This is a genomic window from Desulfatitalea alkaliphila (genome assembly GCF_022968795.1).
In the GTDB taxonomy this organism is placed as follows: domain Bacteria; phylum Desulfobacterota; class Desulfobacteria; order Desulfobacterales; family Desulfosarcinaceae; genus Desulfatitalea; species Desulfatitalea alkaliphila.
The window spans coordinates 37,230-60,442 of record NZ_JALJRB010000029.1; the positions used below are offsets into that span (position 1 = coordinate 37,230).

The 23,213-nt window shown below is 63.3% G+C and carries 22 protein-coding genes; 8 read left to right on the forward strand and 14 right to left on the reverse strand.

Annotated elements, in window-relative coordinates:
- Positions 1–47: 47 nt before the first annotated feature.
- From ftsZ to mraZ, 14 genes are all read right to left on the reverse strand, one after another.
- Complete coding sequence (gene ftsZ / locus MRX98_RS18680; RefSeq protein ID WP_246913653.1) at positions 48–1,241, reverse strand: cell division protein FtsZ; 1,194 nt, start codon at positions 1,239–1,241, stop codon at positions 48–50.
- A gap of 94 nt (positions 1,242–1,335) precedes the next feature.
- Complete coding sequence (gene ftsA, locus MRX98_RS18685; protein ID WP_246913654.1) at positions 1,336–2,565, reverse strand: cell division protein FtsA; 1,230 nt, start codon at positions 2,563–2,565, stop codon at positions 1,336–1,338.
- Positions 2,566–2,573: 8 nt separating this feature from the next.
- Positions 2,574–3,422 (reverse strand): cell division protein FtsQ/DivIB, encoded by an 849-nt coding sequence (locus MRX98_RS18690; RefSeq protein WP_246913662.1) that lies wholly within the window; start codon positions 3,420–3,422, stop codon positions 2,574–2,576.
- Between the two features lie 42 nt (positions 3,423–3,464).
- Positions 3,465–4,835: a UDP-N-acetylmuramate--L-alanine ligase gene (murC, locus tag MRX98_RS18695; protein ID WP_246913664.1), complete on the reverse strand. Its 1,371-nt coding sequence runs from the start codon at positions 4,833–4,835 to the stop codon at positions 3,465–3,467.
- 43 nt (positions 4,836–4,878) lie between these two features.
- A complete protein-coding gene (murG, locus tag MRX98_RS18700; protein ID WP_246913666.1) occupies positions 4,879–6,027 on the reverse strand; it encodes an undecaprenyldiphospho-muramoylpentapeptide beta-N-acetylglucosaminyltransferase in 1,149 nt (382 codons plus the stop codon).
- Complete coding sequence (gene ftsW, locus MRX98_RS18705) at positions 6,011–7,138, reverse strand: putative lipid II flippase FtsW (protein ID WP_246913668.1); 1,128 nt, start codon at positions 7,136–7,138, stop codon at positions 6,011–6,013. The genes murG and ftsW overlap by 17 nt, the downstream gene beginning before the upstream one ends.
- On the reverse strand, positions 7,135–8,502 hold the full coding sequence (gene murD, locus MRX98_RS18710; protein WP_246913670.1) for a UDP-N-acetylmuramoyl-L-alanine--D-glutamate ligase: 1,368 nt from the start codon (positions 8,500–8,502) through the stop codon (positions 7,135–7,137). The genes ftsW and murD overlap by 4 nt, the downstream gene beginning before the upstream one ends.
- Before the next feature lie 5 nt (positions 8,503–8,507).
- On the reverse strand, positions 8,508–9,587 hold the full coding sequence (mraY, locus tag MRX98_RS18715) for a phospho-N-acetylmuramoyl-pentapeptide-transferase (RefSeq protein ID WP_246913672.1): 1,080 nt from the start codon (positions 9,585–9,587) through the stop codon (positions 8,508–8,510).
- Positions 9,587–11,008 (reverse strand): UDP-N-acetylmuramoyl-tripeptide--D-alanyl-D-alanine ligase, encoded by a 1,422-nt coding sequence (locus MRX98_RS18720; protein ID WP_246913707.1) that lies wholly within the window; start codon positions 11,006–11,008, stop codon positions 9,587–9,589. Before MRX98_RS18720 ends, mraY begins: the two co-directional genes overlap by 1 nt.
- A gap of 99 nt (positions 11,009–11,107) precedes the next feature.
- Positions 11,108–12,658 (reverse strand): UDP-N-acetylmuramoyl-L-alanyl-D-glutamate--2,6-diaminopimelate ligase, encoded by a 1,551-nt coding sequence (locus MRX98_RS18725; RefSeq protein ID WP_246913674.1) that lies wholly within the window; start codon positions 12,656–12,658, stop codon positions 11,108–11,110.
- On the reverse strand, positions 12,655–14,385 hold the full coding sequence (locus tag MRX98_RS18730) for a peptidoglycan D,D-transpeptidase FtsI family protein (RefSeq protein ID WP_246913676.1): 1,731 nt from the start codon (positions 14,383–14,385) through the stop codon (positions 12,655–12,657). Before MRX98_RS18730 ends, MRX98_RS18725 begins: the two co-directional genes overlap by 4 nt.
- A 2-nt stretch (positions 14,386–14,387) precedes the next feature.
- On the reverse strand, positions 14,388–14,687 hold the full coding sequence (locus tag MRX98_RS18735) for a hypothetical protein (RefSeq protein ID WP_246913678.1): 300 nt from the start codon (positions 14,685–14,687) through the stop codon (positions 14,388–14,390).
- A 24-nt stretch (positions 14,688–14,711) separates the two neighbouring features.
- Positions 14,712–15,653, reverse strand: coding sequence for a 16S rRNA (cytosine(1402)-N(4))-methyltransferase RsmH (gene rsmH, locus MRX98_RS18740; RefSeq protein WP_246913680.1), 942 nt, complete (start codon positions 15,651–15,653; stop codon positions 14,712–14,714).
- A gap of 4 nt (positions 15,654–15,657) precedes the next feature.
- Complete coding sequence (mraZ, locus tag MRX98_RS18745; protein ID WP_246913682.1) at positions 15,658–16,104, reverse strand: division/cell wall cluster transcriptional repressor MraZ; 447 nt, start codon at positions 16,102–16,104, stop codon at positions 15,658–15,660.
- A gap of 263 nt (positions 16,105–16,367) precedes the next feature.
- On the opposite strand from mraZ, the gene MRX98_RS18750 reads away from it, so the two are divergent.
- The 8 genes from MRX98_RS18750 to MRX98_RS18785 all read left to right on the forward strand — a co-directional run.
- Positions 16,368–17,084, forward strand: coding sequence for an HD domain-containing protein (locus MRX98_RS18750; RefSeq protein WP_246913685.1), 717 nt, complete (start codon positions 16,368–16,370; stop codon positions 17,082–17,084).
- Positions 17,085–17,118: 34 nt separating this feature from the next.
- Positions 17,119–17,799 (forward strand): hypothetical protein, encoded by a 681-nt coding sequence (locus MRX98_RS18755; RefSeq protein ID WP_246913693.1) that lies wholly within the window; start codon positions 17,119–17,121, stop codon positions 17,797–17,799.
- 15 nt (positions 17,800–17,814) lie between these two features.
- Positions 17,815–19,065 (forward strand): IMP cyclohydrolase, encoded by a 1,251-nt coding sequence (locus MRX98_RS18760; RefSeq protein ID WP_246913695.1) that lies wholly within the window; start codon positions 17,815–17,817, stop codon positions 19,063–19,065.
- A 32-nt stretch (positions 19,066–19,097) separates the two neighbouring features.
- A complete protein-coding gene (locus MRX98_RS18765) occupies positions 19,098–20,174 on the forward strand; it encodes a sodium:calcium antiporter (protein WP_246913697.1) in 1,077 nt (358 codons plus the stop codon).
- Positions 20,175–20,239: 65 nt separating this feature from the next.
- On the forward strand, positions 20,240–21,076 hold the full coding sequence (locus MRX98_RS18770; protein WP_246913699.1) for a M48 family metallopeptidase: 837 nt from the start codon (positions 20,240–20,242) through the stop codon (positions 21,074–21,076).
- Positions 21,077–21,094: 18 nt separating this feature from the next.
- Positions 21,095–21,622, forward strand: a complete 528-nt coding sequence (locus tag MRX98_RS18775) for a glycine/sarcosine/betaine reductase selenoprotein B family protein (RefSeq protein ID WP_246913701.1) — start codon at positions 21,095–21,097, stop codon at positions 21,620–21,622.
- An 18-nt stretch (positions 21,623–21,640) separates the two neighbouring features.
- Positions 21,641–21,952: a hypothetical protein gene (locus MRX98_RS18780; protein ID WP_246913703.1), complete on the forward strand. Its 312-nt coding sequence runs from the start codon at positions 21,641–21,643 to the stop codon at positions 21,950–21,952.
- Between the two features lie 135 nt (positions 21,953–22,087).
- Positions 22,088–23,213 (forward strand): GNAT family N-acetyltransferase (locus MRX98_RS18785; protein ID WP_246913705.1); only part of this gene is annotated, 1,126 nt, incomplete at its 3' end.

Consider the following 23,213-nt stretch of genomic DNA (forward strand, 5'->3'; position numbering starts at 1 on the left):
GCCTGATCGCTCCCACCCGCGTTGATGGACGGCCGGCATTTTTGCCCTCAGTCCGCCTTGCGCCGCAGAAACGTGGGCACATCCAGGTCGTTGCTGTCGATGGGCGCGCCTTTGTAGCCGCCGAAGGAGGGCGCCGTTTCGTCGTTCACCGCCCGCTGATGGCGGCGCAGCCGCACGTAGGTCGGCTCGTCCAGGTCGTCGCCGGCGGCAAGGTCGGCCGGGGTGATGTCCCGCACCTTACCGCCGAAAGTAGGGTCGTGGCTCGGCGCCGGCGCCTTTTTCTCCTTTTCGCCGCCGATACCAGTGGCGATCACCGTCACGCGCATCTCGTCGCCCATGTCGTCGTCGATCACGGCGCCCCAGATGATCTCCGCATCTTCACCCACCTCGTTGTAGATCCGGTCGGAAGCCTCGGTCATCTCCTCCATGGTGATGTCGCTGCTGCTGGTGATGTTCATCAGCACACCCTTGGCCCCGGAGATATTGATGTCTTCCAGCAACGGATGGGAGATGGCCCGCTCCGCCGCCTCCACCGCGCGGTTTTCGCCGCTGGAGACACCGATGCCCATGATGGCCATGCCGGCCTTGGCCATGGTGGTTTTTACATCGGCGAAGTCCAGGTTGACCAGGCCCGGGCGGATGATCAGATCGGTTATCCCCTTGACCGAATGGAGCAGGATCTCGTCGGCTTTCTTGAACATGTCCACCATGCGCGCGTTCTTGGACGCCAAACCGCGCAGCCGGTCGTTGGGAATGGTGATGACGGTGTCGGCCATCTTCTTGAGTTCGCTGAGGCCTTCGTCGGCCTGCCGGCTGCGTTTTTTGCCTTCGAAGGAGAAGGGGCGCGTCACCACAGCCACCGTGAGAATGCCCAGTTCCTTGCACAAACCGGCGATCACCGGCGCGGCACCGGTGCCGGTACCGCCGCCGAAGCCGGCGGTGATGAACACCATGTGGCTGTCGGCCAGGGCCGCCTTGATCACCTCGCCGCTTTCGATGGCGGCATCGCGCCCGATCTGGGGGTTGGCGCCGGCCCCCAGTCCCTCGGTGAGCTTTTCACCCAGCTGGATTTTGACTTCCGCCCTGGATACTTCCAAGGCCTGCAAGTCGGTGTTGGCAGCGATGAATTTCACGCCGTGCAGGTTGCAGGCGATCATGTTGTTGATGGCGTTGCCGCCGGCGCCGCCCACGCCGATCACCTTGATCTTGGCCGATTTTTCCGGTTCAATGTAGCTGAACATACGCTCCCCCTTTTATGTCTAAGGTTCTCCCTGTCGTTTGCCTGTTTTGTGTTCCGATTGCGCCCCATGGTGCCGATGGTCTTTCAATTTCTTCTCATATGACTTCCTTGAACCATTTCTTCATGCGCTGCATGATGCTGTTGAAAATGTTGCGGTCGCGAATACGAAACTTTTTCACCGGTGTCTTGCGCGCCCCATACATCACCAGCCCGACACCGGTAGCGTACATCGGGTTGTTGACGACATCCGTCAAACCGGTGATGCCGCGGGGTTTGCCCAAACGGGCCGGCAGACCGAAAACCGCCTCGGCGACATCGGTGACGCCATCGAGCATGGCCGTGCCGCCGGTCACCACGATCCCGGAAGACATCATGTTCTCCATTGCGGAACGAAATATTTCCCGCCGGATCAATTGAAAAATTTCTTCCATACGCGGCTCCAGGATCTCTCCCAGAATCTGCCGCGGCAATTGGCGGGCTTGCCGACCGGCCATTCCCGGCACTTCGATGGTTTCGTCGGGGCCGATGCCGGCCGACACACAAGTGCCGTATTTCTTTTTAATCTTCTCCGCCTCGGCCACCGGCGCCCGCAAACCGATGGCGATGTCGTTGGTCAGGTTGTCGCCGCCCAGGGAAAGCACGAAGGTGTGCTTGATGTTCTGTCCGGCGAAGATGGCCAGGTCGGAAGTGCCGCCACCCAAATCGATCAAGGCGGTGCCCAACTGCTTCTCTTCACTGGTCAACACCGCCTCGCCCGAGGCCAGAGACTCCAACACGATGTCGCACACATCCAATCCGGCCCGGTTGACGCACTTGACGATGTTGTGGGCCGAGGTCACCGCACCGGTGACGATGTGGATCTTGGCTTCCAGCCGCACCCCGGACATGCCCACGGGGTTTTGGATGCCGGCCTGCTCATCGACGATGTACTCCTGGGGCAGCACATGAATCACTTCCCGATCCATGGGAATGGCCACCGCCCGAGCCGCTTCGATCACCCGGTCCACATCGGCCTGGGTGATTTCCGGACCCTTGATGCCGACGATGCCCCGACTGTTGAAGCCGGTGATGTGGCCTCCCGCGATACCGGTGTACACGGAAGAAATTTCGCAGCCGGCCATCAACTCGGCTTCTTCCACCGCCTTTTTGATCGACTCCACCGTGGCATCGATGTTGACCACCACCCCTTTACGCAACCCTACCGAAGGATGGGTGCCGATACCGATGACGTTGACTTCGGGTCCGCTGACCTCACCCACGACACAACAAATTTTGGTGGTCCCGATATCCAGCCCCACTACGAGGTTTTCCTGCGGTTGCCCCATATGCCTCCTTAGCTGCTGCTCTGAATGGCGGAATCCCATCGCACCACGACACGATCCGGATTGTTGAGATCGACGGCCACACAACGGCGCTGTTGTGTATCCTGTGCCAAATGGTCGGTAATCCGCTTGAACCGTTCCAACTTGATGTCGAAGGCGTCGAACCCCAAGCGAACGGTCGGCTGATCGTCCGCCAGAGTCAGCACCACGCCCATGGCCTCGTCCATGTGCACCTTTACAAGGTCTGCGTAGTGCAGACCGCCTCGGTTCTGTTCACTGAATCGCAACACCGACAGCACCGTCCGCATGGCGCCACTGAGAGCATCATCTCCCAAACTGATATCCTTGAACGCCAGGCCCGTCACCAGCGGCAAATCGGCCGGGTCGTTCTCCTCGACCTCTTTGAAAATGCGGCCGGACCGATTGACCAGGAAATGACGTCCCAGGTCGATGCGGGCCAGGGGCTCATGTTCGCCCACGCGAATGACCAGCGTGTCCGGTATTTCACGGGTCACGCGGGCGGTCGCGATCCAGGGATGGGCCAGCAAGCGTTGGCGCACCACGCGCAAATTGAGCCCCAGCAGGTTTTCACCGCGCCGGATGTCGGCCTGTTCCAGAACGGTGCGGGTCGACAACCGCTGGTTGCCCAGCACCTCGATGGCCTCGGTCCGGAAGAAGTCGGCCTGGGTGACGGCCGCATATCCCAGCATGAACAAGGTGCTGATGCCCAGCAAAACGGTGGCCAGGGCCACCAGTTTGCAGCCGATCCACACACGCCCCCGCCAGCGCGCCCGTTGCCGGGCTTCATCCTTCTTGAAGCGGTTGCGTCGTGTGCGGCCGGCACTTGTTTTTTGCTGCATCACCTTCACCTCCGGCAGGCCCATACCAAGGCCCCGCGCGCATCAGCCCTTGCGGGCCAGGAACATTTCTCCCAGCCGGTACACATCGCCGGCACCCAATGTCAGCACCACATCCCCGCTCGCCACCCGCTCGGCCAAAACGGCCAGGGCCTGTTCCATGGTCTCCACGCAGGTGACGTTCTTATGGCCGTGGGCCTGAATCGATTCGCACAACAGCCCGCTGTGCACCCCTTCGATGGGTTGTTCACTGGCCGCATAGATGGGCAGCAGCAAGAGAATGTCCGATCGATAGAAGCTGCGGGCGAACTCATCGAACAGTGCCCGGGTGCGGCTGTAGCGATGGGGCTGAAACACCACCACCTTGCGCCGCCCGGGCCATGCGGTCTCCATGGCCGCCAGGGTGGTCTTGATTTCGGTGGGGTGGTGGCCGTAATCGTCCACGACGGTCACCCCGTCGGTCTCCCCCTTGATCTCCAGGCGCCGCTGCACACCCTGCACCGCGCCCAGGGCCGATTGGATTCGATCGAAGGCGATTCCCAGTTCCAGCCCCACGGCGATGGCGGCCAAGGCGTTGTACACATTGTGCATCCCGGGCAGGTTGAGGGCCACCTGCCCCAATGTTGCGGCGCCGTGCACCACGGTGAAACGGCTTTGCAACCCCTGGCAGACCACGTCGCGGGCCTGCAAATCGGCCTGGGGATTCATGCCGTAGGTGACGAAACGCTTGCGCACCCGGGGCAGCAAATCCTGCACCGCCTCGTTGTCCATGCACAGCACCGCCAGGCCATAAAAGGGAATGCGGTCAATGAAATCGAGGAACACCTTCTTGATGGCTTCCAGGTCGGCGTAGAAGTCCAGGTGTTCACGATCGATATTGGTCACCACGGCGATGGCCGGGGAAAACTTTAAAAAAGAGCCGTCGCTTTCGTCGGCTTCGGCGACGATGTAATCCCCTTTGCCCAGAACGGCATTGGCCCCGATCCCCTTGAGTTTGCCGCCGATCACCACAGTGGGATCCAATTCGCCGGCCGCCAGCACCGACGCCACCAGGGAGGTGGTGGAGGTCTTGCCGTGGGCGCCGGCAATGGCGATGCTGTACTTGAGACGCATCAGCTCGGCCAACATTTCGGCCCGCGGAATCACCGGCACGGAGGCTTTCAAGGCCGCCTGCACCTCCGGATTGGCATGATCGATGGCCGAGGAGACCACCACCACGTCGGCACCGGCGATCCGACTGCCGTCGTGCCCCTCATGAACGGTGCCACCCAGTGTCTGCAGGTGAGCGGTGATGTCGGAAAGCCGCAGGTCCGAACCCGACACCTTGTAGCCCAGGTTCAGCAGCAGCTCGGCGATGCCGCTCATGCCGATGCCGCCGATGCCTACGAAATGAATGTGGTACTGTTTGCGATACATATCCGGTGCTTTCGTTCGTTGTCGGCCGCCTCTGCCCGCGGCTTCAAGGGGTTTCCGGCGCGTCCGCTCGAGAACGTTCCATCAGTTGATACAAATCGTTGACGATGTTCAGGGCCGCCTCGGGCCGCCCCAGGGTCAGGGCCCGCGCGGCCATCTCCGCCAATCGCTGCCGCTGGTTGATAAAATCCAGGATGCGCTCGGCCAGAAGATCGCCGTTCAGGTCCCTTTGGGCCACCATCTCCGCCGCGCCGGCCTCCACCAGGGCCCGAGCGTTGCCTGTCTGGTGGTCATCGGCGGCATGGGGAAATGGAATGAACAGCGCCGCGCGCCCCACGGCGGTGATCTCGGCCACGGTGGTGGCGCCGGCACGGCAGACGATCAGATGGGCCCGATGGTACTGTTCGGCCATGTCATTGAAAAAGGCCTGCACCGTCGCGGCAATGCCGGCCCGGGCATAAGCCCGCGCCACTGTCGGCTCGTCCTCCAGGCCGGTCTGGTGCACCACCTGCAGCCTGGGACAGTCGGCCAGGCGCGGCAGCGCGGCCACCATGGCCTCGTTGATCGCCCGGGCACCCTGACTGCCGCCCAATATCAGCAGGTGAAAGGTGGCCGGATCGGCAGACGGTTTGGGTTTCGCCCCCAGGGCCAGAATCTCATCGCGCACCGGATTGCCTGTGACCAGCGCCTTGCGCGGATCGAAACGGTGCGTATCGTCGGCAAAGGTGAGATAGATGCGATCGACCACCCGCCGCAGCAACCGATTGGTCAATCCCGGCAATCGATTCTGTTCGTGCAGGGCGGTGGGCACGCCCAGCATCCAAGCGGCCAAGACCACCGGGCCGGCCGAATAGCCACCCACACCCAGCACCCCGTCGGGTTCGAAATCCTGGATCAACGCGCGGGACTGCCGCAGTGCACCAGGAATTTTGGCCAGGGCGTTGAGCTGGCGCCACAGCCCCCTGCCCTTGAGGCCTTCGACGGGAATGGTGGCATGGGGCCACCCCAGCCGCGCCAGCACATTGACCTCCAACGGCCGACCGGCGTTGATGAACAGCACCCGGTTGCGCGGGTGGCGCGTCAAGAACAGCTGCGCCACGGCGATACCCGGAAACAGATGGCCCCCGGTGCCGCCGCCGGCCACGATCAGTCGTCGACCCCGCGTGGCGCGGTATGGTTTAGGTGCGTCGCTCATGCGCTGTTCCGATGTTCATCAGAACCCCCACCGCCGCCATGTTCAACAGCAGGGAGGTTCCCCCGTAACTGATAAAGGGCAGGGTCAATCCTTTGGTCGGCAGCAGCCCCAGGCAAACCCCCATGTTGATCGACACCTGCAGCGCCAGGGCGAAAATGATGCCCGTGGCCAGAAGCATGCCGAAAATGTCCGAGCATCCCCCGGCGATGCGCAACCCGCGCCACAGAATCAAGCCAAACAGGCCTATGATCAGCAGCACCCCCCAGAACCCCAGCTCCTCGCCGATCACGGCGAAGATGAAATCGGTGTGCGGTTCGGGCAGGTAGAACAGTTTCTGATAGCCTTTGCCGATCCCCGCGCCCCACAATCCCCCGGACCCGAAGGCCATCAGGGAGTGGATCATCTGGTAGCCTTCGTCGGCGGGGTGTTGCCAGGGATCGAGAAAGCTGATCAGGCGCCGCAACCGATAGGCGGCATTGACCATCAGCAGATACACCACCGGGGCCGCCAGCAGCAGAGCACCCAACAGGTGCCGCAGCGGCACCCCGCCCACGAACATCAGCAACCAGGTCAGTGCCGCGAAAATCATCACCGAACCGAAGTCGGGCTGCATCATCAACAGAACGGCGAAAACGGCCAGGATCAGCAAATGCGGCACCAATCCGACGCTGAATCGGCCCAAGGCCTCCTGTTTCTTGCTCAGGGAGTAGGCCATATAGATGATCAACACCAGCCGGGCCACCTCCGCCGGTTGAAAGGTGAGCGGCCCGAACCGCAACCACCGCTGGGCACCGCCGGCCGCCACCCCCAAGCCGCCGATATGCACCGCCACGAGCAGCACCAGGGCGACAATCAGCAGCGGATAGGTCAAGGGGCGATACCAACGATAGGGAATGTGGCTGTAACAGACCAGCACCACGATCCCGATCAGGGCAAAAAACACCTGCCGCTTGAGAAAAAAAGCGCTGCTGCCGAACTTCTCCAGGGCGACCGCCGAGCTGGCGCTGTACACCATCACGATGCCCAAACCCACCAGGGAGAGGACCGCAAACAACAAGGGCACATCGTATACAAACCCGCCGGTTTCGGTTGCGCCATTCTCCCGGCTCATGCCAACCCTCCCACCGCACGGCGGAACGCTTCACCCCGCTCGGCATAGTTGGCGAACATATCGAAACTGGAGCAGGCCGGCGACAGCAACACCGCTTCCCCCGGCCGGGCGACGGCGCGGGCGCGACGCACGGCCTGGTCCATGTCGGCAGCGGTCTCGGAACCATCTGCGGGGGCCTGACCCAAAGCGGCCAGGATCTGTTCGCGCGCCTCGCCCATGACGATCAATCGCTTGACCCGCCGCTGCACTGCTGCGTGCAAGGGTGCAAAATCGTATCCTTTGTTGCGCCCGCCCATGATCAACACCACCGGTCGTTCGAAGCATTCCAGGGCCCGAATCACCGCGTCCACATTGGTGGCCTTGGAATCATTGAAAAATTCGACCCCATCCACCGTACCCACAGGCTCCAGGCGATGGGCCAGGGATTGAAAGGCGTCCAAAGCCCGCTGGACCCCCTCCAGGGAGCCGCCGCAGGCCAGGGCGGCCAGGGCGGCGGCGGCGATGTTTTCCCGGTTATGGGGTCCGATCAGGGTGGTGCGGCCCAGGTCGATGCGGCCGTCGACCAGCCCGGGAACGGTCAGCACGATCTGCCGCGGCGTGATGATCGCACCGGGTGCCGGCCCGCCGTCGGCGGGCGGACGGCTGTAAAAATCGAGACGTCGGCTGCGGATGCCTTCGCTTTGGGCCATCACCAGGGGATCGGCGCCGTTGCAGACGGCAAAATCGTCGGCCTGCTGGTTGCTGAAAAGACGCCCCTTGCTGTCGGCGTAAGCCGCCACCGATGGGTAGCGATCCAGATGATCCGGTGAAATATTGAGCAATACGGCCACATGGGGGCGAAACCGCTCGATGGTATCCAACTGAAAACTGCTGATCTCCGCCACTACCGCGTCCAGTTCGGCGTCCCGGCCCGCGATTTCGATCAGGGGGTTGCCGATGTTGCCGCCCACGAACACCCGCCGCCCCGAGGATGCCAACATGCGCCCCAGCAACTCGGTGGTGGTGGTTTTACCGTTGGTGCCGCTGACCGCCACGATGGGGGCATAGATGAAACGTGCCGCCAGTTCCACTTCACCCATTACCGCCGCACCCCGCTGCCGGGCACGCACCAGCGGCCCGATGGTGTGCGGCACGCCGGGGCTGATGACGATCAACTCGGCTGCCGCGAAGGTCTCCTCCCGGTGACCGCCCAATTCCAGACGCACCCCCAACCGGCGGGCATCTTCCAGGAAAGACTGCAAAATGTGCTCGGAGGCCTGGTCGGTCACCGTCACCCGTGCGCCGCGCTCCGTCAAGAAACGGGCCACGGCCAGACCGGAACGGGCCAACCCCACCACCAACACATTGCGTCCATTGAGTTCCATAGCGGTCACCGCAGTTTGAGTGTGCTCATGCTCAGCAAGGCCAGGGCGATGGCGATGATCCAGAAGCGAACGATCACCTTGGGCTCCGGCCAGCCCTTGAGTTCAAAGTGGTGGTGCAGGGGCGCCATGCGAAAGATGCGCCGGCCTTTGGTCATTTTGAAAAAACCCACCTGAAAAATCACCGACAGCGCCTCGATGACGAACAGGCCGCCCACCAAAGCCAGCACGATCTCCTGTTTGGTGACCACCGCCAGCGTGCCCAGAGCGGCCCCCATGGAAAGAGAGCCCACATCCCCCATGAACACCTGGGCCGGGTAGGCGTTGAACCACAGAAACCCCAGCCCGGCGCCCACCAATGCGCCACAGAAGATGGTCAGCTCGCCGCTGCCGACCACATAGTGAATCTGCAGATAGTCGGCCATGCGGATGTGGCCCGCCACATAGGCGAAAATCATATAGGTCCCGGCCGCGATGATCACCGGCCCGATGGCCAGCCCGTCCAGGCCGTCGGTCAGATTGACCGCGTTGGAGGCGCCCACGATCACGAAAGCGGCGAAGGGAATGTACCACCATCCCAGATCGGGCGAGATATCCTTGAAAAAGGGCATGGTCACCTGGGTGTTGAACCCCTGCTGGCACACCACCCACCAACCGATCAGCAGGGCCAGCACCGTCTGCAGCACCAGCTTGCCGCGCGCGCTGAGCCCTTTGCTCCGTTTCTTGACCTGCATCAGGTAGTCGTCCACAAAACCGATGGTGCCGAATCCCAGCAGGGCCGACAGAACGATCCAGATATAGGCGTTGGTCAGATCGGCCCACAGCAGGGTGGAGAGGGCCACCGCAAAAATGATCAAGCTGCCGCCCATGGTGGGAGTGCCTGCCTTTTGGTGATGGCTTTGGGGTCCGTCTTCGCGGATGTACTGCCCTACCTGCATCCGCTGCAATCGTCGGATCACCCAGGGGCCGAGCACAAAGCAGATTAAAAAAGCGGTCAAGACCGCGTAAATGGTCCGAAAGGTGATGTACCGGAACACATTGAAGGCCGAGAAGGCGGTGTGCAGCGGATAGAGGAGATGATACAGCATCAGTCGTTCCGTTCCGCTTGAGAGGTTGTCCACCGGTCGATGGCCGCCGCCACCGTCTCCATGACCATGCCGCGGGACCCCTTGACCAGCACCCACTGCTCGGGCGCCAAATGCTGTAAAAGGTCTTCCGTAATGGCCTCCTTGGTGCCGATCATGACGGCGTCGGCCGCCATTCCGGCCGCCAGCGCCCCCCGGCGCACCGCCGCCGCCTGCGGGCCATGGGCGTAAAGGCGAAAAACGCCGGAAGCGGCGGCCTGTCGGCCCAGATCAAAATGAAACCGCTCCGCCTGCGCGCCCAGCTCCAGCATGTCCCCCACCACGATGATCCCGGGCCGTCCCTGCCGCAAGGTGCTCAAGGTCTCGATGGCCGCCTGCATGGAGGCCGGATTGGCGTTGTAGGTGTCGTCGATGAGGTGCACATGGCCCGCGGTGGTCCGCACCTGCAAACGGCCCTTTTCCGGCGCGAACTGCTCCAAACCGGCCTTGATGCGGTTTGCCGGGACCCCCAGCAGGTACCCCGCGGCGGCCGCGGCCAGGGCGTTGCTCACCATGAAGCGGCCCGGGGTGGCCAAGCGGACATGCACCCGTTCATCGGGCAGTGCCAGATCGAAGGCCATCCCCATCTCTGCGGCGACGATGTTCTCGGCCCTGACCTGACACTCCGCCGCGGTGCCGAAAAAGAGCACCCGCCGATCACAATCCCACGCCAGTGCCGCCACATTGGGATCGTCGCCGTTGAGCACCGCGGTGCCTTCCGGAGCGATGCGGCCGATCAGCTCCCCTTTGGCTCGCGCCACCCCCTCCAGGTCGCCCAAAAATTCCAAATGGCAAGGACCCACGGTGGTAATGATGCCGACGGTGGGCCGGCAAATGGCGCCCAGGCGGTCGATTTCGCCGGGATGGTTCATGCCCAGTTCCAGGACCGCCGCCTGGTGCGCCGCGGTGAGGTTGAACAGGGTCAGCGGCAGGCCGATCTCGTTGTTGAAGTTGCCTTGGGTGGCCAGGGTGTTGAACTGTTGCGAGAGCACCAGGGCGGTCATTCGGCGGGTGGTGGTCTTGCCGTTGGAACCGGTGATGGCCACCACCGGGATCGCGCTGCGCAGGCGCAGGTGATGGGCCAGGGCACCCAGCGCACGCAAAGTGTCGGCCACCACCACGCAGGCCACCCCCGCATCTTGCAGGGCGGCGGCATCGATCCGGGCCGCTCCCACTTCGTCCACCACAACCCCTTTGATCCCCCGGGCCACCACCGCCGGAACAAAATCATGGCCATCGTGGCGCTCGCCGCGAATGGCCACAAAAAGTCGGGCCGCATCGATGGTGCGGGAATCGATGCCGACGCCGGCGAAGGTGCCGGCGGACGGCCCGCCGACATGGCGGCCGCCGGTGGCCTGCAAAATTTGGGGCAGCGTGAACATCATCGTCAAACCATTCTCATCCGTTCCATGGCGGTACGCGGCGCCAGGCGATGCTGGATGCCGTTGCACCGGGAAATCGTCCGTCCCATTCGCCGTCCTTGCTCATTGCACCGCCGCCTCGGCCGCCGCCAGCGCCGCGGCGGCCACTTGTCGATCATCGAAGGGATGCTTGACACCGGCGATGAGTTGATAGGTCTCATGGCCTTTGCCGGCAATCAAAACGGTGTCTTGCGGGCCGGCCGTGCGAATACCGAGGGTGATGGCCCGGCGTCGGTCGGGCTCGACCGTGTACCCCCGGCCTTGCCGGCAGTCCGATACGCGAGCCGGGTCGTAGCGTTGCAACCCTTGATCGGCAATGCCGGCGAGAATCTCCGCAATGATTTGGTCCGGCGGCTCGTTGCGCGGATTGTCCGACGTCACCACGCTCAGATCGGCCAGGCGACCGGCGATGGCCCCCATCAGCGGCCGTTTGGTCCGATCCCGCCCACCGCCGCAGCCGAAAACACAGATGATGCGCCCGGTGGTCAGCTCCCGCAAGGTCGCCAGCGCCTTTTCCAGTGCGTCGGGTGTATGGGCGTAATCCACGAAGATGGACCGGCCCCCGTGGGCATCGGCCACCCTTTCCAGCCGACCCGGCACGCTGACCAATGAGCGGATCCCTGCGGCGACGACCTCCAGCGGCAAACCAAGTGCCAAGGCCGCACCGGCCGCATTGCGGATGTTTTCCAGGTTGTGCCGCCCCGCCAAGGGAGACCGGATGGCCACCGTACCCCGGGGCGTATGCAGGTCGGCTTCGAGGCCGTCGAGGCGGAAACGGGGCGCCGCAGTCCACAGATCGCAACCCGCACCGTTGCCGGTGGTCCAGTGGGGCAGCTTGAGTTCCGCGGCCAATTGCCGGCCGTAGGCATCGTCGCTGTTGATCACCGCCCGCACGGTGATGTCACTTTCGCCGGCCGGCAGATACCGGGTGAATAGAAGCCGCTTGCTGGCCCAATAATCGGACATGTCGGCATGGAAATCCAAATGATCCCGGGAGAGATTGGTGAACACCGCCACATCCAAGTGGCAGGCATGGATGCGCTGCAGCGCCAGGGCGTGGGAGGAGGCCTCCATGACCACGTGGGTGGTGCCGGCCGAGCGCATTTCGCCCAGTATCCGCTGCAAGTCGAGGGATTCGGGGGTCGTGACCGGGTTGTCGAAGCTGCGGCCGCCGTAACGGTAATTGATGGTGCCGATCACCCCCACCGAATGGCCGGCCGCCTGCAAGATCCGCTCGATCAGGTAGCTGGTGGTGGTCTTGCCGTTGGTGCCGGTGATGCCCACCAGGGTCATTACGCGGGACGGCCGGCCGTAAAACTCGGCCGCCAGGGCGGCCAGGGCCCGACGGGAATCGCGGACCACCACGGCGGCGGGTGTGGCAACGGGACGTTGGCAAACCACAGCCACGGCCCCCCGCGCCACCGCCTGGTCGATGAAGTCGTGGCCATCGGCGCTGTAGCCTTCGACGGCCACAAAGAGTCCGCCGGGCGTGACCTCCTGGGCCCGGTAATACAGGCCGGTGATTTCCGGATCGGCGCCGGCGGACGCCGCACCCCGGCTGTCCATGCCGCTGCCGTCCGCCGCTAAACCCTGCAGCAATCGCGACAACTTCATCCCTGCACCTCCGCATCCACCGCCACACGCAACTTCGGCAGATGGCCGCCGGGGGGCACGTCCAGGTATCCCAGGGTCTCGCGCACGATACGACTGAAAACCGGCGCCGCCACCAAACCGCCGTAGATCGCCTTGCCGGGCTCGTCGATCACCACCAGCACGGCGATGGCCGGTCTTTCGGTGGGCGCGAAGCCGACAAACGATGCGATGAAGCGATCACGGGAGTAACTGCCGGTGCGGTCGATCTTCTGGGCCGTGCCGGTCTTGCCGCTCACCGCGTAGCCCGGCACGTCGGCCTGGACGCCGGTGCCGCCCTCGGTCACCACGCTGTGCATGATGCGCCGGATGGTCAGTGCGGTCTGGGGGGAGACCACCTGGCGCAGCGCTTCCGGGGTGGTGGTGCGCACCGGCTGTCCATCCGGTCCCAGCACGGCCTGCACCACGTAGGGCCGCATCAAGATGCCATCATTGGCCAGGGCCGCCGCCGCGCCGATCATTTGCAGGGCCGTCACCGACACCCCCTGCCCGAAAGCGATGGCGCCGGTATCCACCACCGTCCAGCGCTTGTAGTGAGACAGGGCGCCCGGCGACTCGCCGGGGCAGTCGATGCCCGTGCGGGTGCCGAAACCGAACCCCTCCAGGGTGGTGTGCAGCAAGCGCGGCCCCATCTGTTCCACCAGTTTGACGGCGCCGATGTTGCTCGAATATTTGACGATCTGCTGCAACGAGAGCCACCCGTGGGGTTTGGTGTCGTTGACCGTGTGGCCGGCCACGCGGTAGGTGCCGTTCTCGCAATAGTAGATGGTGTCCGGTGCGCTGATATTGTGCTCCAATGCAGCGGCGGCACTGAAAATTTTCAACGTGGAACCGGGCTCGAATGGATCGGTGATGGCCCGATTGCGCCAAGTGGCCCGGTCCGATCGTCCGAAGGCGTTGGGATTGAAGGAGGGGTATTGGGCCACGGCCAGCAATTCACCGGTCCGGGGTACCATCACCAGCGCCATGCCCGATTGGGCCTGGTACTCGCTCACCGCTTCGGTCAGGGCCTGTTCGGCGATGAACTGCACCTGGCGGTCGATGGTCAACACCAAATCGCCGCCGGCCCGGGGAGCGGCCTGTTCCGCCAGGGTGCCGAAACCCCGGCCGCGGGCATCGCGCACGACGGTGACGGTGGCGTTTTCCCCTTGCAGATCACCGTTGTAGTAAAACTCCAGGCCTTCCAGGCCCTGGCCGTCGACCCCCGTAAAGCCGAGCACCTGGGCGGCCAGAACCCCGTTGGGATAGAACCGGCTGTGCTCCGGCAGAAACCCGACCCCCGACAGTTTCAATGCCCGTACGGCGGCCGTTTCCTTGGGCCCGGCCTGACGTTTGATCCACACGAAAGAGCGGCCGCTGTCCAGACGCCGGCGCACCTCTTTGGCCTCCAGCCCCAACGCCCGTGCCAGATCCGCCGCAGCCCGCGCCTTGTCCTCGATCATGCCGGGGTAGGCCGCCACCGATGTGGTTTCAATGCTCATGGCCAGGGTCTCATGCCGCCGGTCGTACACGGTGCCCCGTTTGCCTTTGAGTGTCACCTCCCGCTCGTATCGGCCGGCGGCCTGGTGGGACAGCCAATTGCCGTTGTAAAGCTGCACATAGCCGGCCCGCACGCCGATGGCGACGAACCAGGCGAAAAAGAGGCCGCCGACGATGGCCGCCCGCAGGCGATGACGTTGTTTGCGCTTCATACTCAAGGCACCACCACAATCTGCCGGGCATCGGGAACCACCAGTGAAAACCGGTCGCGGGCGATTCGCGATAAATGCTCCGGCGCTTTCAATCGGGCCAATTCCACTTTCAAACTGTTGTGCAGCACCTGCAGCTCCTGCTGTTTGCGGCTTTCCCGGGCGATGCCGTAGCCGGCCTGCACCAATTGCACACGGCACCAAGTGTAGAATAGCAGTTCGACGATCAGCAGGCCCAGCAAGGCGAGTCCCATCACCGCCGACCAACCGCGGAACCAACTATTTTGCTTGCGCTTCGGAGCCATGCCCGCCTTCTCTTTCCGGGTGCTTCAAGCCGCCTTTGCGGCACAGCGCAGCCGCGTGCTGCGCGCCATGGGGTTGCGCGCCACCTCCTCCGGAGAAGGACGCAACGCCTTTTTGCCGACCAAATGCAGAACGGCCCGCCTCTCACAACGGCACTGGGGCCATTCGGGCGGGCAGGTACAGGTGCGGGCCAAGGCCTTGAACCGCTGTTTGACCATGCGGTCCTCGAGGCTGTGAAAGGAGAGCACGCAGATGCGGCCGCCCGGGCGCAGCAGCGCCACGGCGTCGGCCAGAAACCGATCCAGGCATGCCAACTCCTGGTTGACCGCAATGCGCAGGGCCATGAACACCCTGGTGGCCGGATGAATTTTCTGCCGGGCGACCGCCTTGCCGGGGATCGCATCCCGCACCAGACGGGCCAACTGCCCGGTGGTGTGGACAGGGGTCTCTTGCCGCGCGGCCACAATGGCCCTGGCGATGCGCCGGGACCATCGCTCCTCGCCGTAGGTCTTGAACAGGTCGGCCAATTCCTTCTCCCCCAGGTCGTTGACCAAGTCGGCGGCGCGAGTGGCCGTTCGCACATCCATGCGCATGTCCAGGGGCTCGTCCTGCTGAAAGGAAAACCCTCTTCCGCTGGCCTCCAATTGGTGCTGCGAAAGACCGAGATCGAGCAGAATGCCGTCCACGGCCTGGATTTGCAATTGGTGCAGATACGCCGGCAGCTCCGTGAAATTGCCGTGCATCAGATGCAGTCGGTCCTGCCAGGGCCGCAGCACCTCGCGGGCGTTGGCGATGGCGTCCTCATCCTGATCGATGCCGACCAGCACGCCGTCCGGCGCGATCCGAGCGCAAATGGCCGCCGCATGCCCGGCACCGCCCAGGGTGCAATCCACGTAGATCCCCCCGGGCCGGCAGTTCAAGCAAGCAATGGCCTCGTTCAGCATGGCGCTGGTGTGCCGGTATGCCATGGTATCAGAGTCCTAGCTTCGCGATTTCGTTGCGTACCTCCGCCTGTTGCATGTCCAGTTCCATGGTTTGGTTTTCCTTCTCCCAATTCTCATGCGACCAGATCTCGAAATGGTTCTGCACACCAACCAGTACGATCTCTTTCTCCAGTTGGGCATATGCGCGCAGCGACGGCGGAATCAGGACCCGGCCTTGTTTATCGCATGTACAATCATGGGCGTTACCGCCGAACACCCGGCGAAAACGGCGGATGTAGTCGCTGGTTTCCGCCAAGGCGGCCATCCGTTGTTCGATTTTGGCCCATTCATTCAAAGTGCAGGCATAGAGGCTGCCGTCCAGACGCGTGATCATCACCGAATCGCCGCCACCGGCCCGGATCAGATCCCGGAAGCGGGATGGGATGATGAAACGCCCTTTGTCATCAAGGGTATGTGTGGAGCTGCCTCTGAACATATTCCCCCAATTTCATCCACTTTAATCCACATAAATATCATTCAACGGCCTGTGTCAAGAAAAATATGTGGTGCTAAAACCTATTTTCATAATGATTTTTTTCAGTTAAAGCACAAAAAAATGGTGGAGTAAAGTGGGGTGATATGGCACTCCCCTTATCAATTGACACAAACCCTGTCTGTGCTCTATTTTCGGGGCCGAAGCCGATACCGTGAGCGATGCCGCAAGCAACCCTTTCCGACCAGGAACAAACGAAACGCGCCATGCCCGAACAAACGCTGTGCAACCACCCCAGCGCCACCGCGACCGACCGCGGCGGCCCCCCTCCGACACCGGTGGAGCGGCATGCCTTGGCCACCCTTCGGGAAGCCGCCCGCGGCTGCCTGGAGACAGCGCGGGGCAGTCACGCCTGGGACCACACCTTGCGGGTACATGCCCTGTGTCGGCGTATGGGGCTCCGAGCGGCGGCCGACATGGTGGTGCTGGAAGCGGCCGCCTATCTGCACGACATCGGCCGCGCCGCCCAGGACACGGCCAATGGATCGGTCTGCCACGCCGTTGAAGGCGCACGGCAAGCAGGTGACTTGCTGGCCCCGTTGCCCCTTGCCGAGGCACGCAAGGCCAATATCGTTCACTGCATCCGCAGCCATCGTTTTCGGGATGACCACGCACCGGCCACGGTGGAGGCCCGCGTGTTGTTCGACGCGGACAAGCTGGATGCCATCGGTGCCGTGGGGGTGGCCCGCGCCTATCTTTTTGCCGGCGAGCTGGGGGCCCGGCTGCACAATTCCGATCTGCCGCCGGAGAAGTCGCGCCCCTATTCCCGGGACGACACCGGTTATCGGGAGTATATGGTCAAACTGCGTGCCATCAAGGATCGGATGCTCACCGAAGAAGGACGCCGATTGGCCGAGCAACGGCACGCATTCATGGTCCATTTTTTTGAACGTTTTCTCAAAGAGTATGCCGGCGAGTGCTGAGCCGATGTGAACCATCAACCGACGAGGTGAATGCATGGCAATGAATGTGGTGGATCGAATCGACGAGCTGGTGAAAGTGCGGCACGTCTTGATCAGCGTGTCGGACAAGACCGGACTGGAACGGCTGGTCCCCCGCCTGCGGGAGATCAACCCCGAGGTGCGGATCTTTTCCACCGGCGGCACCTTCGCTCGACTGGAACAGATCCTGGGCCCATCGGCCGAGCAGTGCCTGACCCAAGTTGCCGCCTACACGGGCCAGCCCGAAACCCAGGGGGGCTTGGTCAAGACCCTGGATTTCAAGATCTATCTGGGGCTGTTGACCGAAACCTACAACCAAGCCCACCAGTCCGACCTGGCGCGCACCGGCGCCGTGCCCATCGACATGGTGGTGGTCAACCTCTACCCCTTTCAAGCCACCATCGCCGAATCCGGCGTCACCGTGGAACAGGCCCGGGGCAATGTTGACATCGGCGGCCCCTGCATGATCCGGGCGGCGGCCAAAAATTTCATCCGCGTGGCCGGCGTGGTGGACCCCCACGACTACGAACGCATCGTCAACGAGCTGGAGGCGCGGGACGGCTGTCTTTCCCTGGCCTTGCGCTACGAGCTGGCCTGCAAGGCCTTCGAGCATACCGCCGAGTACGACCGGACCATCGCCGACTTTCTGGCCGGCCAGTCGATCCAGGCGGTCAAAGGGTGCTACGGCGCCGGATGAGAAAGGAGGCCGATCATGGCCGATGATTTGAAAAAGATGTACCGCACCATCGTGGAGGACCACTTTCCCTCCCGGATGGAGATCAGCTTTGTCGAAGAACAATCGCGACAAACCCTCTTTTACGAAAAAGTGCGCTGGACCATCGACGGCGTCCAGAAGGGTTTGCGTTACGGTGAAAACCCCGGCCAGGAGGCCGCGCTGTACAAGCTGGTCAACGGCAACCTGGTGCTGGGCGATACCCGAACGCTGCAGCCCGGCCGTTTTCTGGTCTCGGACATCGAATTGTTGCAGTCGGGCAAGCATCCCGGCAAAACCAACCTCACCGACGCCGACAACGCCCTGAACATTTTGCGCTATTTCACCGACCGGCCCAGCGCCATCATCGTCAAGCACAACAACCCCTGCGGCGTGGCACGGGCCGACAGCCTGGTGGATGCCTATGTCAAGGCCAACCTGGCCGACCGGGTGGCCGCCTTCGGCGGTTGCATCGCCCTCAACCGGGCGGTGGACCGGGATACGGCCGAGGCCATTGCCAATCAATATGCCGAAGTGGTGGTGGCCCCCGACTTCGAGGAGGGGGCGATGGCCATCTTCCAAGCCAAACCCAACCTGCGCGTGATCCGCATCGGCAACATGGACCGCCTGCAACAGTTCGTGGGCCAACGGTGCGTGGAGTTCAAGAGCCTGATCGACGGCGGGATCATCACCCAGTGGTCCTTCGTGCCCGAAACCCGCACCCGTGATGCACTGCGCCCGGCCGAATGCGAATACAAAGGCCGCACTTACAAGGTCGATCGGGCGCCCACCGATGCCGAGTATCGCGACATGCTGTTCGGCTGGCTGGTGGAGGCCGGCGTCACCTCCAATTCGGTGCTCTATGTCAAGGACGAGGTGACCGTGGGCATCGGCACCGGCGAACAGGACCGCGTGGGCGTGGCCCAGATCGCGCGCGACAAAGCCTATCGCAAACTGGCCGACCGCTACTGTTTCGATGCTTACGGGATCCCTTACAACGACATGCAGGATGCCGAACGCATCGCGGCCATCGACGCGCGGGTGGCCGAGGAAAAAGGGGGGCTGATCGGGGCGGCCATGGTCAGCGACGCGTTCTTCCCCTTCCGCGACGGTGTGGACGTCGGTTTGCGCGAAGGGGTGCGGGCGGTGATTCAACCGGGCGGCTCCAACAACGATTACCAATCCATCGAGGCGTGCAACGAAGCGGGCGCCACCATGGTCTATACCGGCCAACGCAGCTTCAAACATTGATGCGTACGTCGTAATTTCTGAGGCAATGGCCCATGCCCACCACCCTCTTGCGCTTGTTCGTGGATGAAACGGCCCTGCACAACGCCCTGGTGGGACTGCCCACCTGGCTGCTGCTGCTGTTCATCGTCGTGTGCATCGCCGTTTTGTCCAAAGGCGCCGACTGGATGATCGAAGGGGTGGTTCACCTGGCCCAGCGCACCGGTCTGCCCAAAATCGTGATCGGCGCCACCATCGTATCCCTGGGCACCACCACCCCCGAAGCCGTGGTTTCGGTGATGGCGGCGGTCATGGGCAATGCCGGCCTTGCCCTGGGCAACGGGGTGGGCTCCATCATCGCCGACACCGGCCTGATCCTGGGGATCACCTGCATTTTGACCACCGTGCCCATCAACCGGTTCATCCTCAGCCGCATGGGATGGGTGCAAGTCGGGTCGGCCACACTACTGGTGGTCATCTGCGTCGGGCTGCTGTTGACCAGCGGGGAGGCCGTCCCCATGCTGCCGCGCTGGGTGGGCATCCTGTTTCTGGCGCTGTTGGTCGTCTATCTGTACGTCTCCTACCTATGGGCCCGCCAGGGCTCCACCGCCTTGCTGATGGAGGAGAAGCAAACGGCGACCGTCGCCCCGCCGGCCATTGCGCTGTGTTGGCTGATGATCGGCGGCGGTCTGCTGATGGTGCTGGCGTCGGCCCGCGTGCTGGTGCCGGCCGCCTCCGAGATGGCCTTGCGCATCGGGGTGCCGGATGATGTCATCGCCGCCACCCTGGTGGCCCTGGGCACTTCCCTGCCGGAGTTGACCACCGCCATCGCCGCCGTTCGCAAGGGGTACCCGGAAATCACCCTGGGCAACGTGATCGGCGCCGATGTGCTCAACTGCCTGTTTGTCATCGGTGCCGCGGCCACCGCCCGACCTTTGGCCATTCCGCCCAACTTTTTTTATTTCCACTTCCCGGCGATGCTGCTGATCCTCTACTCCCTGCGGCTGTTCATCGCCGTCAACCGCGGCACGCACTTCCATCGCTGGCAAGGGGCGTGGCTGCTGGCCGTCTATCTGGTATATGTGGCCCTGCAGTTCACCCTCGGAGGGTCGACGCCAACCATGGGAGTGTAACCAAGACGCCGTTGCCGCTTGGCTTTTTTTCGAAAATGGTTAACTTGCCCGCAAAGGAGGCGCCGATGCAACCCGTCCGCCGTCAGAACCGCTTCAATCGCACCCGATTGGTCATTATCGCCGTCGCCCTTGCGTTGACGGCCTGGGCTTGTGCCCAGGTGCCCGTCACCGGGCGCAGCAGCCTGCAACTGGTTTCCAACAACCAACTGGCCGGCATGGCCGTACAGCAATACAACGACACCCTGGAAAAGAGTACCCTTTCCAAAGATGCGGCCCAAACCGCCATGGTCCGGCGGGTGGGCACGCGCATCGCCGACGCCGCCGAACAGTTTCTGCGGGAAACGGGACGGGACGATCTGGCCGGATCCTTTCAGTGGGAATTCAATCTCATCGAAGATGACGAAACCGTCAACGCCTGGGTGCTGCCCGGGGGCAAGACGGTGGTGTACACCGGCATTCTGAAACACACCCAAAACGAAACCGGCCTGGCGGTGGTGCTGGGGCACGAAGTGGCCCATGCCCTCGCGGGCCACGGCAACGAGCGGGTCAGCCAGGGACTGCTCACCCAATTGGGCGGCGTGGCCCTCGCCGTGGCCCTCGCCCAGAAGCCCGCCGAAACCCAACAGCTCTTCATGGCGGCTTACGGCCTGGGGGCCAACGTGGGGGTGTTGCTGCCCTACAGTCGGCTCCACGAGCGGGAGGCCGACCGCATCGGCCTGGTATTGATGGCCATGGCCGGCTACGATCCGCGGGAATCCGTCCCCTTCTGGCAGCGCATGAACAGTGAGGGCGGCGCCCGTCCGCCGGAATTTCTGTCCACCCACCCGGCGCCGGACACCCGCATCGCCGAGATCGAACGCTATCTGCCGGAGGCCCTGTCCTACTACAAGCCGACCCGCTGAAACGGTACAACAGCGCAATTGGAGGAACCCATCGCACCCCGGACATTCATCAACCAATCCATCGCCAAACTGCTCACCCGGTTTCCCGCTCTGTTCCGCCGCTGGGTACGGCACCACTCCTTCGTTACCTTCGATGACAGCCCCTGGACGCCTTTTAAAGGCGATCCGGCGCAGAGCCGGGTGGCATTGGTGACCACGGCCGGCGTGCACCTGCGGCACGATCCCCCTTTCAACATGCGCGATCCGGCCGGGGATGCAACCTTCCGTGAAATCCCGGCGCAGAGCACCCCGACGGATCTGACCATCACCCACGACTATTACGATCACCGCGACGCCGACCGGGACATCAGCGTGGTGCTGCCCCTTGAACCGCTCAACGCACTGGCCGCCGCCGGCGACATCGGTGCCGTCAACCGGCGCCACTTCTCCTTCATGGGCCACATTCTGCCGCCCCACCGCCGCACCCTGGTCGATGATACCGCACCACGGGTGGCGGAACTGCTCAAGGCCGACGAGGTGGACATCGCCATCCTCACCCCGGCCTGAGGGCTGTGCAATCAGTCCGTGGGACTGATCCAGCGCATCATTGAAGCAGCGGGCATCGCCACCATCTCCGTCACCCTTTCCCGCGGCATCAGCAAACAGGTAAAACCACCCCGCGCGGTCTACACCGGCTTTCCCCTGGGCCACCCTTTCGGCTTTCCCCACCAAAACTTTCGCCAGCAACAACTGCTGCGACTGCTGCTGCACTATTTAGCGGTTCTGGAAACGCCGGGAGAAATCGTGGTGCACAAGCTCACGCAAGACGGCGACCCGGACAAGGCGTGCGCGCTGTGTACACCGTCGGGGCCGCCCCCGGCCGACAGGCGGATTTGACAGCGCCGCAGAATCTCCTCAACCCCTAACCGCATCATCGGTCGCCCCTCCAGGTCCCCCATGACAAGGCCGCCGGCAAACCTTATGTTGGCACACGACGAAGACCATTGCCTTGGGAATATGGGGAACAGCCTTATGGAAAAGCAAAAGACGCTCCGGATGCGCTGGCACCAGCGCCTGGCCGAGGTGGACCGCGACGCCTGGGACCGCCTGGCGCAGCCACTGGCCACGCCCTTGCTGGAGTGGCGCTGGCTGCACGCTCTGGAGACCTCGGGCAGCATTGCGCCTGGTGCCGGCTGGCACCCCCACCATTTGACGGTCTGGCGCAAGAACCGACTGGTGGGCGCCGCGCCGTTCTACATCAAGACCCACAGTGACGGCGAATTCGTCTTCGACCAGTGGTGGGCCCAATTGGCGCGCGAAGCAGGCATCCCCTATTATCCCAAGATGGTGGGCATGAGCCCGGTGACGCCGGCGGTGGGCTACCGTTTTCTCATCGACCCGTCGGATCCCGATCCAACCGCCATACAGGCCGCAATGCTCGACGCCGTCGACGCCCTTTGCCTGCAAAAGGGGCTGGCCGGCTGCCACCTGCTGTTCCTGGATCCCGCCTGGCGGAGATCACTGCCGGCGGGCCTTTTCGCGCCCTGGCAGCATCAGAGCTTTGTGTGGCACAATGAGGGCTTTCGCCATTTCGAGGATTATCTGGCGCGGTTTAAAGCCTCCCAACGGCGCAACATTCGTCGGGAACGGCAGCGGATGGTGGATGCCGGCATCGATTTTCGCCCTCTCAGCGGCGATCAGCTCAACGGTGATTGGGCCCAACGCATGTATCGGTGCTATGCCGACACCAACCGGCGTTACGGGCCGTGGGGGTGTCACTATCTCAACGCCGACTTCTTCGAAATGGCCTTCACCCATTACCGCCACCGGCTGCTGCTGATCAACGCCGAACAGCAGGGACACACCCTCGCCCTGGCCATGCTGTTGCACAAGGGGGACCACCTCCTGGGCCGTTATTGGGGCGCCGAACGCACCATCAAAGACCTGCACTTCAACATGTGCTTCTACGAGCCGATCCAGTGGGCCATCGACCACCAGATCCGGTCCTTCGACCCGGGTGCGGGATCGCCCCACAAAATCCAGCGCGGTTTTCAGGCGGTCACCAACACCAGCCTTCACCGTTTCTACGAACCGCGCCTGCAGCTCGTTTTCAATCACTTGATCCAACGGGTCAACCGGATGGAACAGGCCAACATCT

Coding starts and splice junctions, on each gene's coding strand:
- ftsZ (WP_246913653.1), bottom strand. CDS start 1,241: ATGTTCAGCTACATTGAACCGGAAAAATCGGCCAAGATCAAGGTGATC.
- ftsA (WP_246913654.1), bottom strand. CDS start 2,565: ATGGGGCAACCGCAGGAAAACCTCGTAGTGGGGCTGGATATCGGGACC.
- MRX98_RS18690 (WP_246913662.1), bottom strand. CDS start 3,422: ATGCAGCAAAAAACAAGTGCCGGCCGCACACGACGCAACCGCTTCAAG.
- murC (WP_246913664.1), bottom strand. CDS start 4,835: ATGTATCGCAAACAGTACCACATTCATTTCGTAGGCATCGGCGGCATC.
- murG (WP_246913666.1), bottom strand. CDS start 6,027: ATGAGCGACGCACCTAAACCATACCGCGCCACGCGGGGTCGACGACTG.
- ftsW (WP_246913668.1), bottom strand. CDS start 7,138: ATGAGCCGGGAGAATGGCGCAACCGAAACCGGCGGGTTTGTATACGAT.
- murD (WP_246913670.1), bottom strand. CDS start 8,502: ATGGAACTCAATGGACGCAATGTGTTGGTGGTGGGGTTGGCCCGTTCC.
- mraY (WP_246913672.1), bottom strand. CDS start 9,587: ATGCTGTATCATCTCCTCTATCCGCTGCACACCGCCTTCTCGGCCTTC.
- MRX98_RS18720 (WP_246913707.1), bottom strand. CDS start 11,008: ATGATGTTCACGCTGCCCCAAATTTTGCAGGCCACCGGCGGCCGCCAT.
- MRX98_RS18725 (WP_246913674.1), bottom strand. CDS start 12,658: ATGAAGTTGTCGCGATTGCTGCAGGGTTTAGCGGCGGACGGCAGCGGC.
- MRX98_RS18730 (WP_246913676.1), bottom strand. CDS start 14,385: ATGAAGCGCAAACAACGTCATCGCCTGCGGGCGGCCATCGTCGGCGGC.
- MRX98_RS18735 (WP_246913678.1), bottom strand. CDS start 14,687: ATGGCTCCGAAGCGCAAGCAAAATAGTTGGTTCCGCGGTTGGTCGGCG.
- rsmH (WP_246913680.1), bottom strand. CDS start 15,653: ATGGCATACCGGCACACCAGCGCCATGCTGAACGAGGCCATTGCTTGC.
- mraZ (WP_246913682.1), bottom strand. CDS start 16,104: ATGTTCAGAGGCAGCTCCACACATACCCTTGATGACAAAGGGCGTTTC.
- MRX98_RS18750 (WP_246913685.1), top strand. CDS start 16,368: ATGCCCGAACAAACGCTGTGCAACCACCCCAGCGCCACCGCGACCGAC.
- MRX98_RS18755 (WP_246913693.1), top strand. CDS start 17,119: ATGGCAATGAATGTGGTGGATCGAATCGACGAGCTGGTGAAAGTGCGG.
- MRX98_RS18760 (WP_246913695.1), top strand. CDS start 17,815: ATGGCCGATGATTTGAAAAAGATGTACCGCACCATCGTGGAGGACCAC.
- MRX98_RS18765 (WP_246913697.1), top strand. CDS start 19,098: ATGCCCACCACCCTCTTGCGCTTGTTCGTGGATGAAACGGCCCTGCAC.
- MRX98_RS18770 (WP_246913699.1), top strand. CDS start 20,240: ATGCAACCCGTCCGCCGTCAGAACCGCTTCAATCGCACCCGATTGGTC.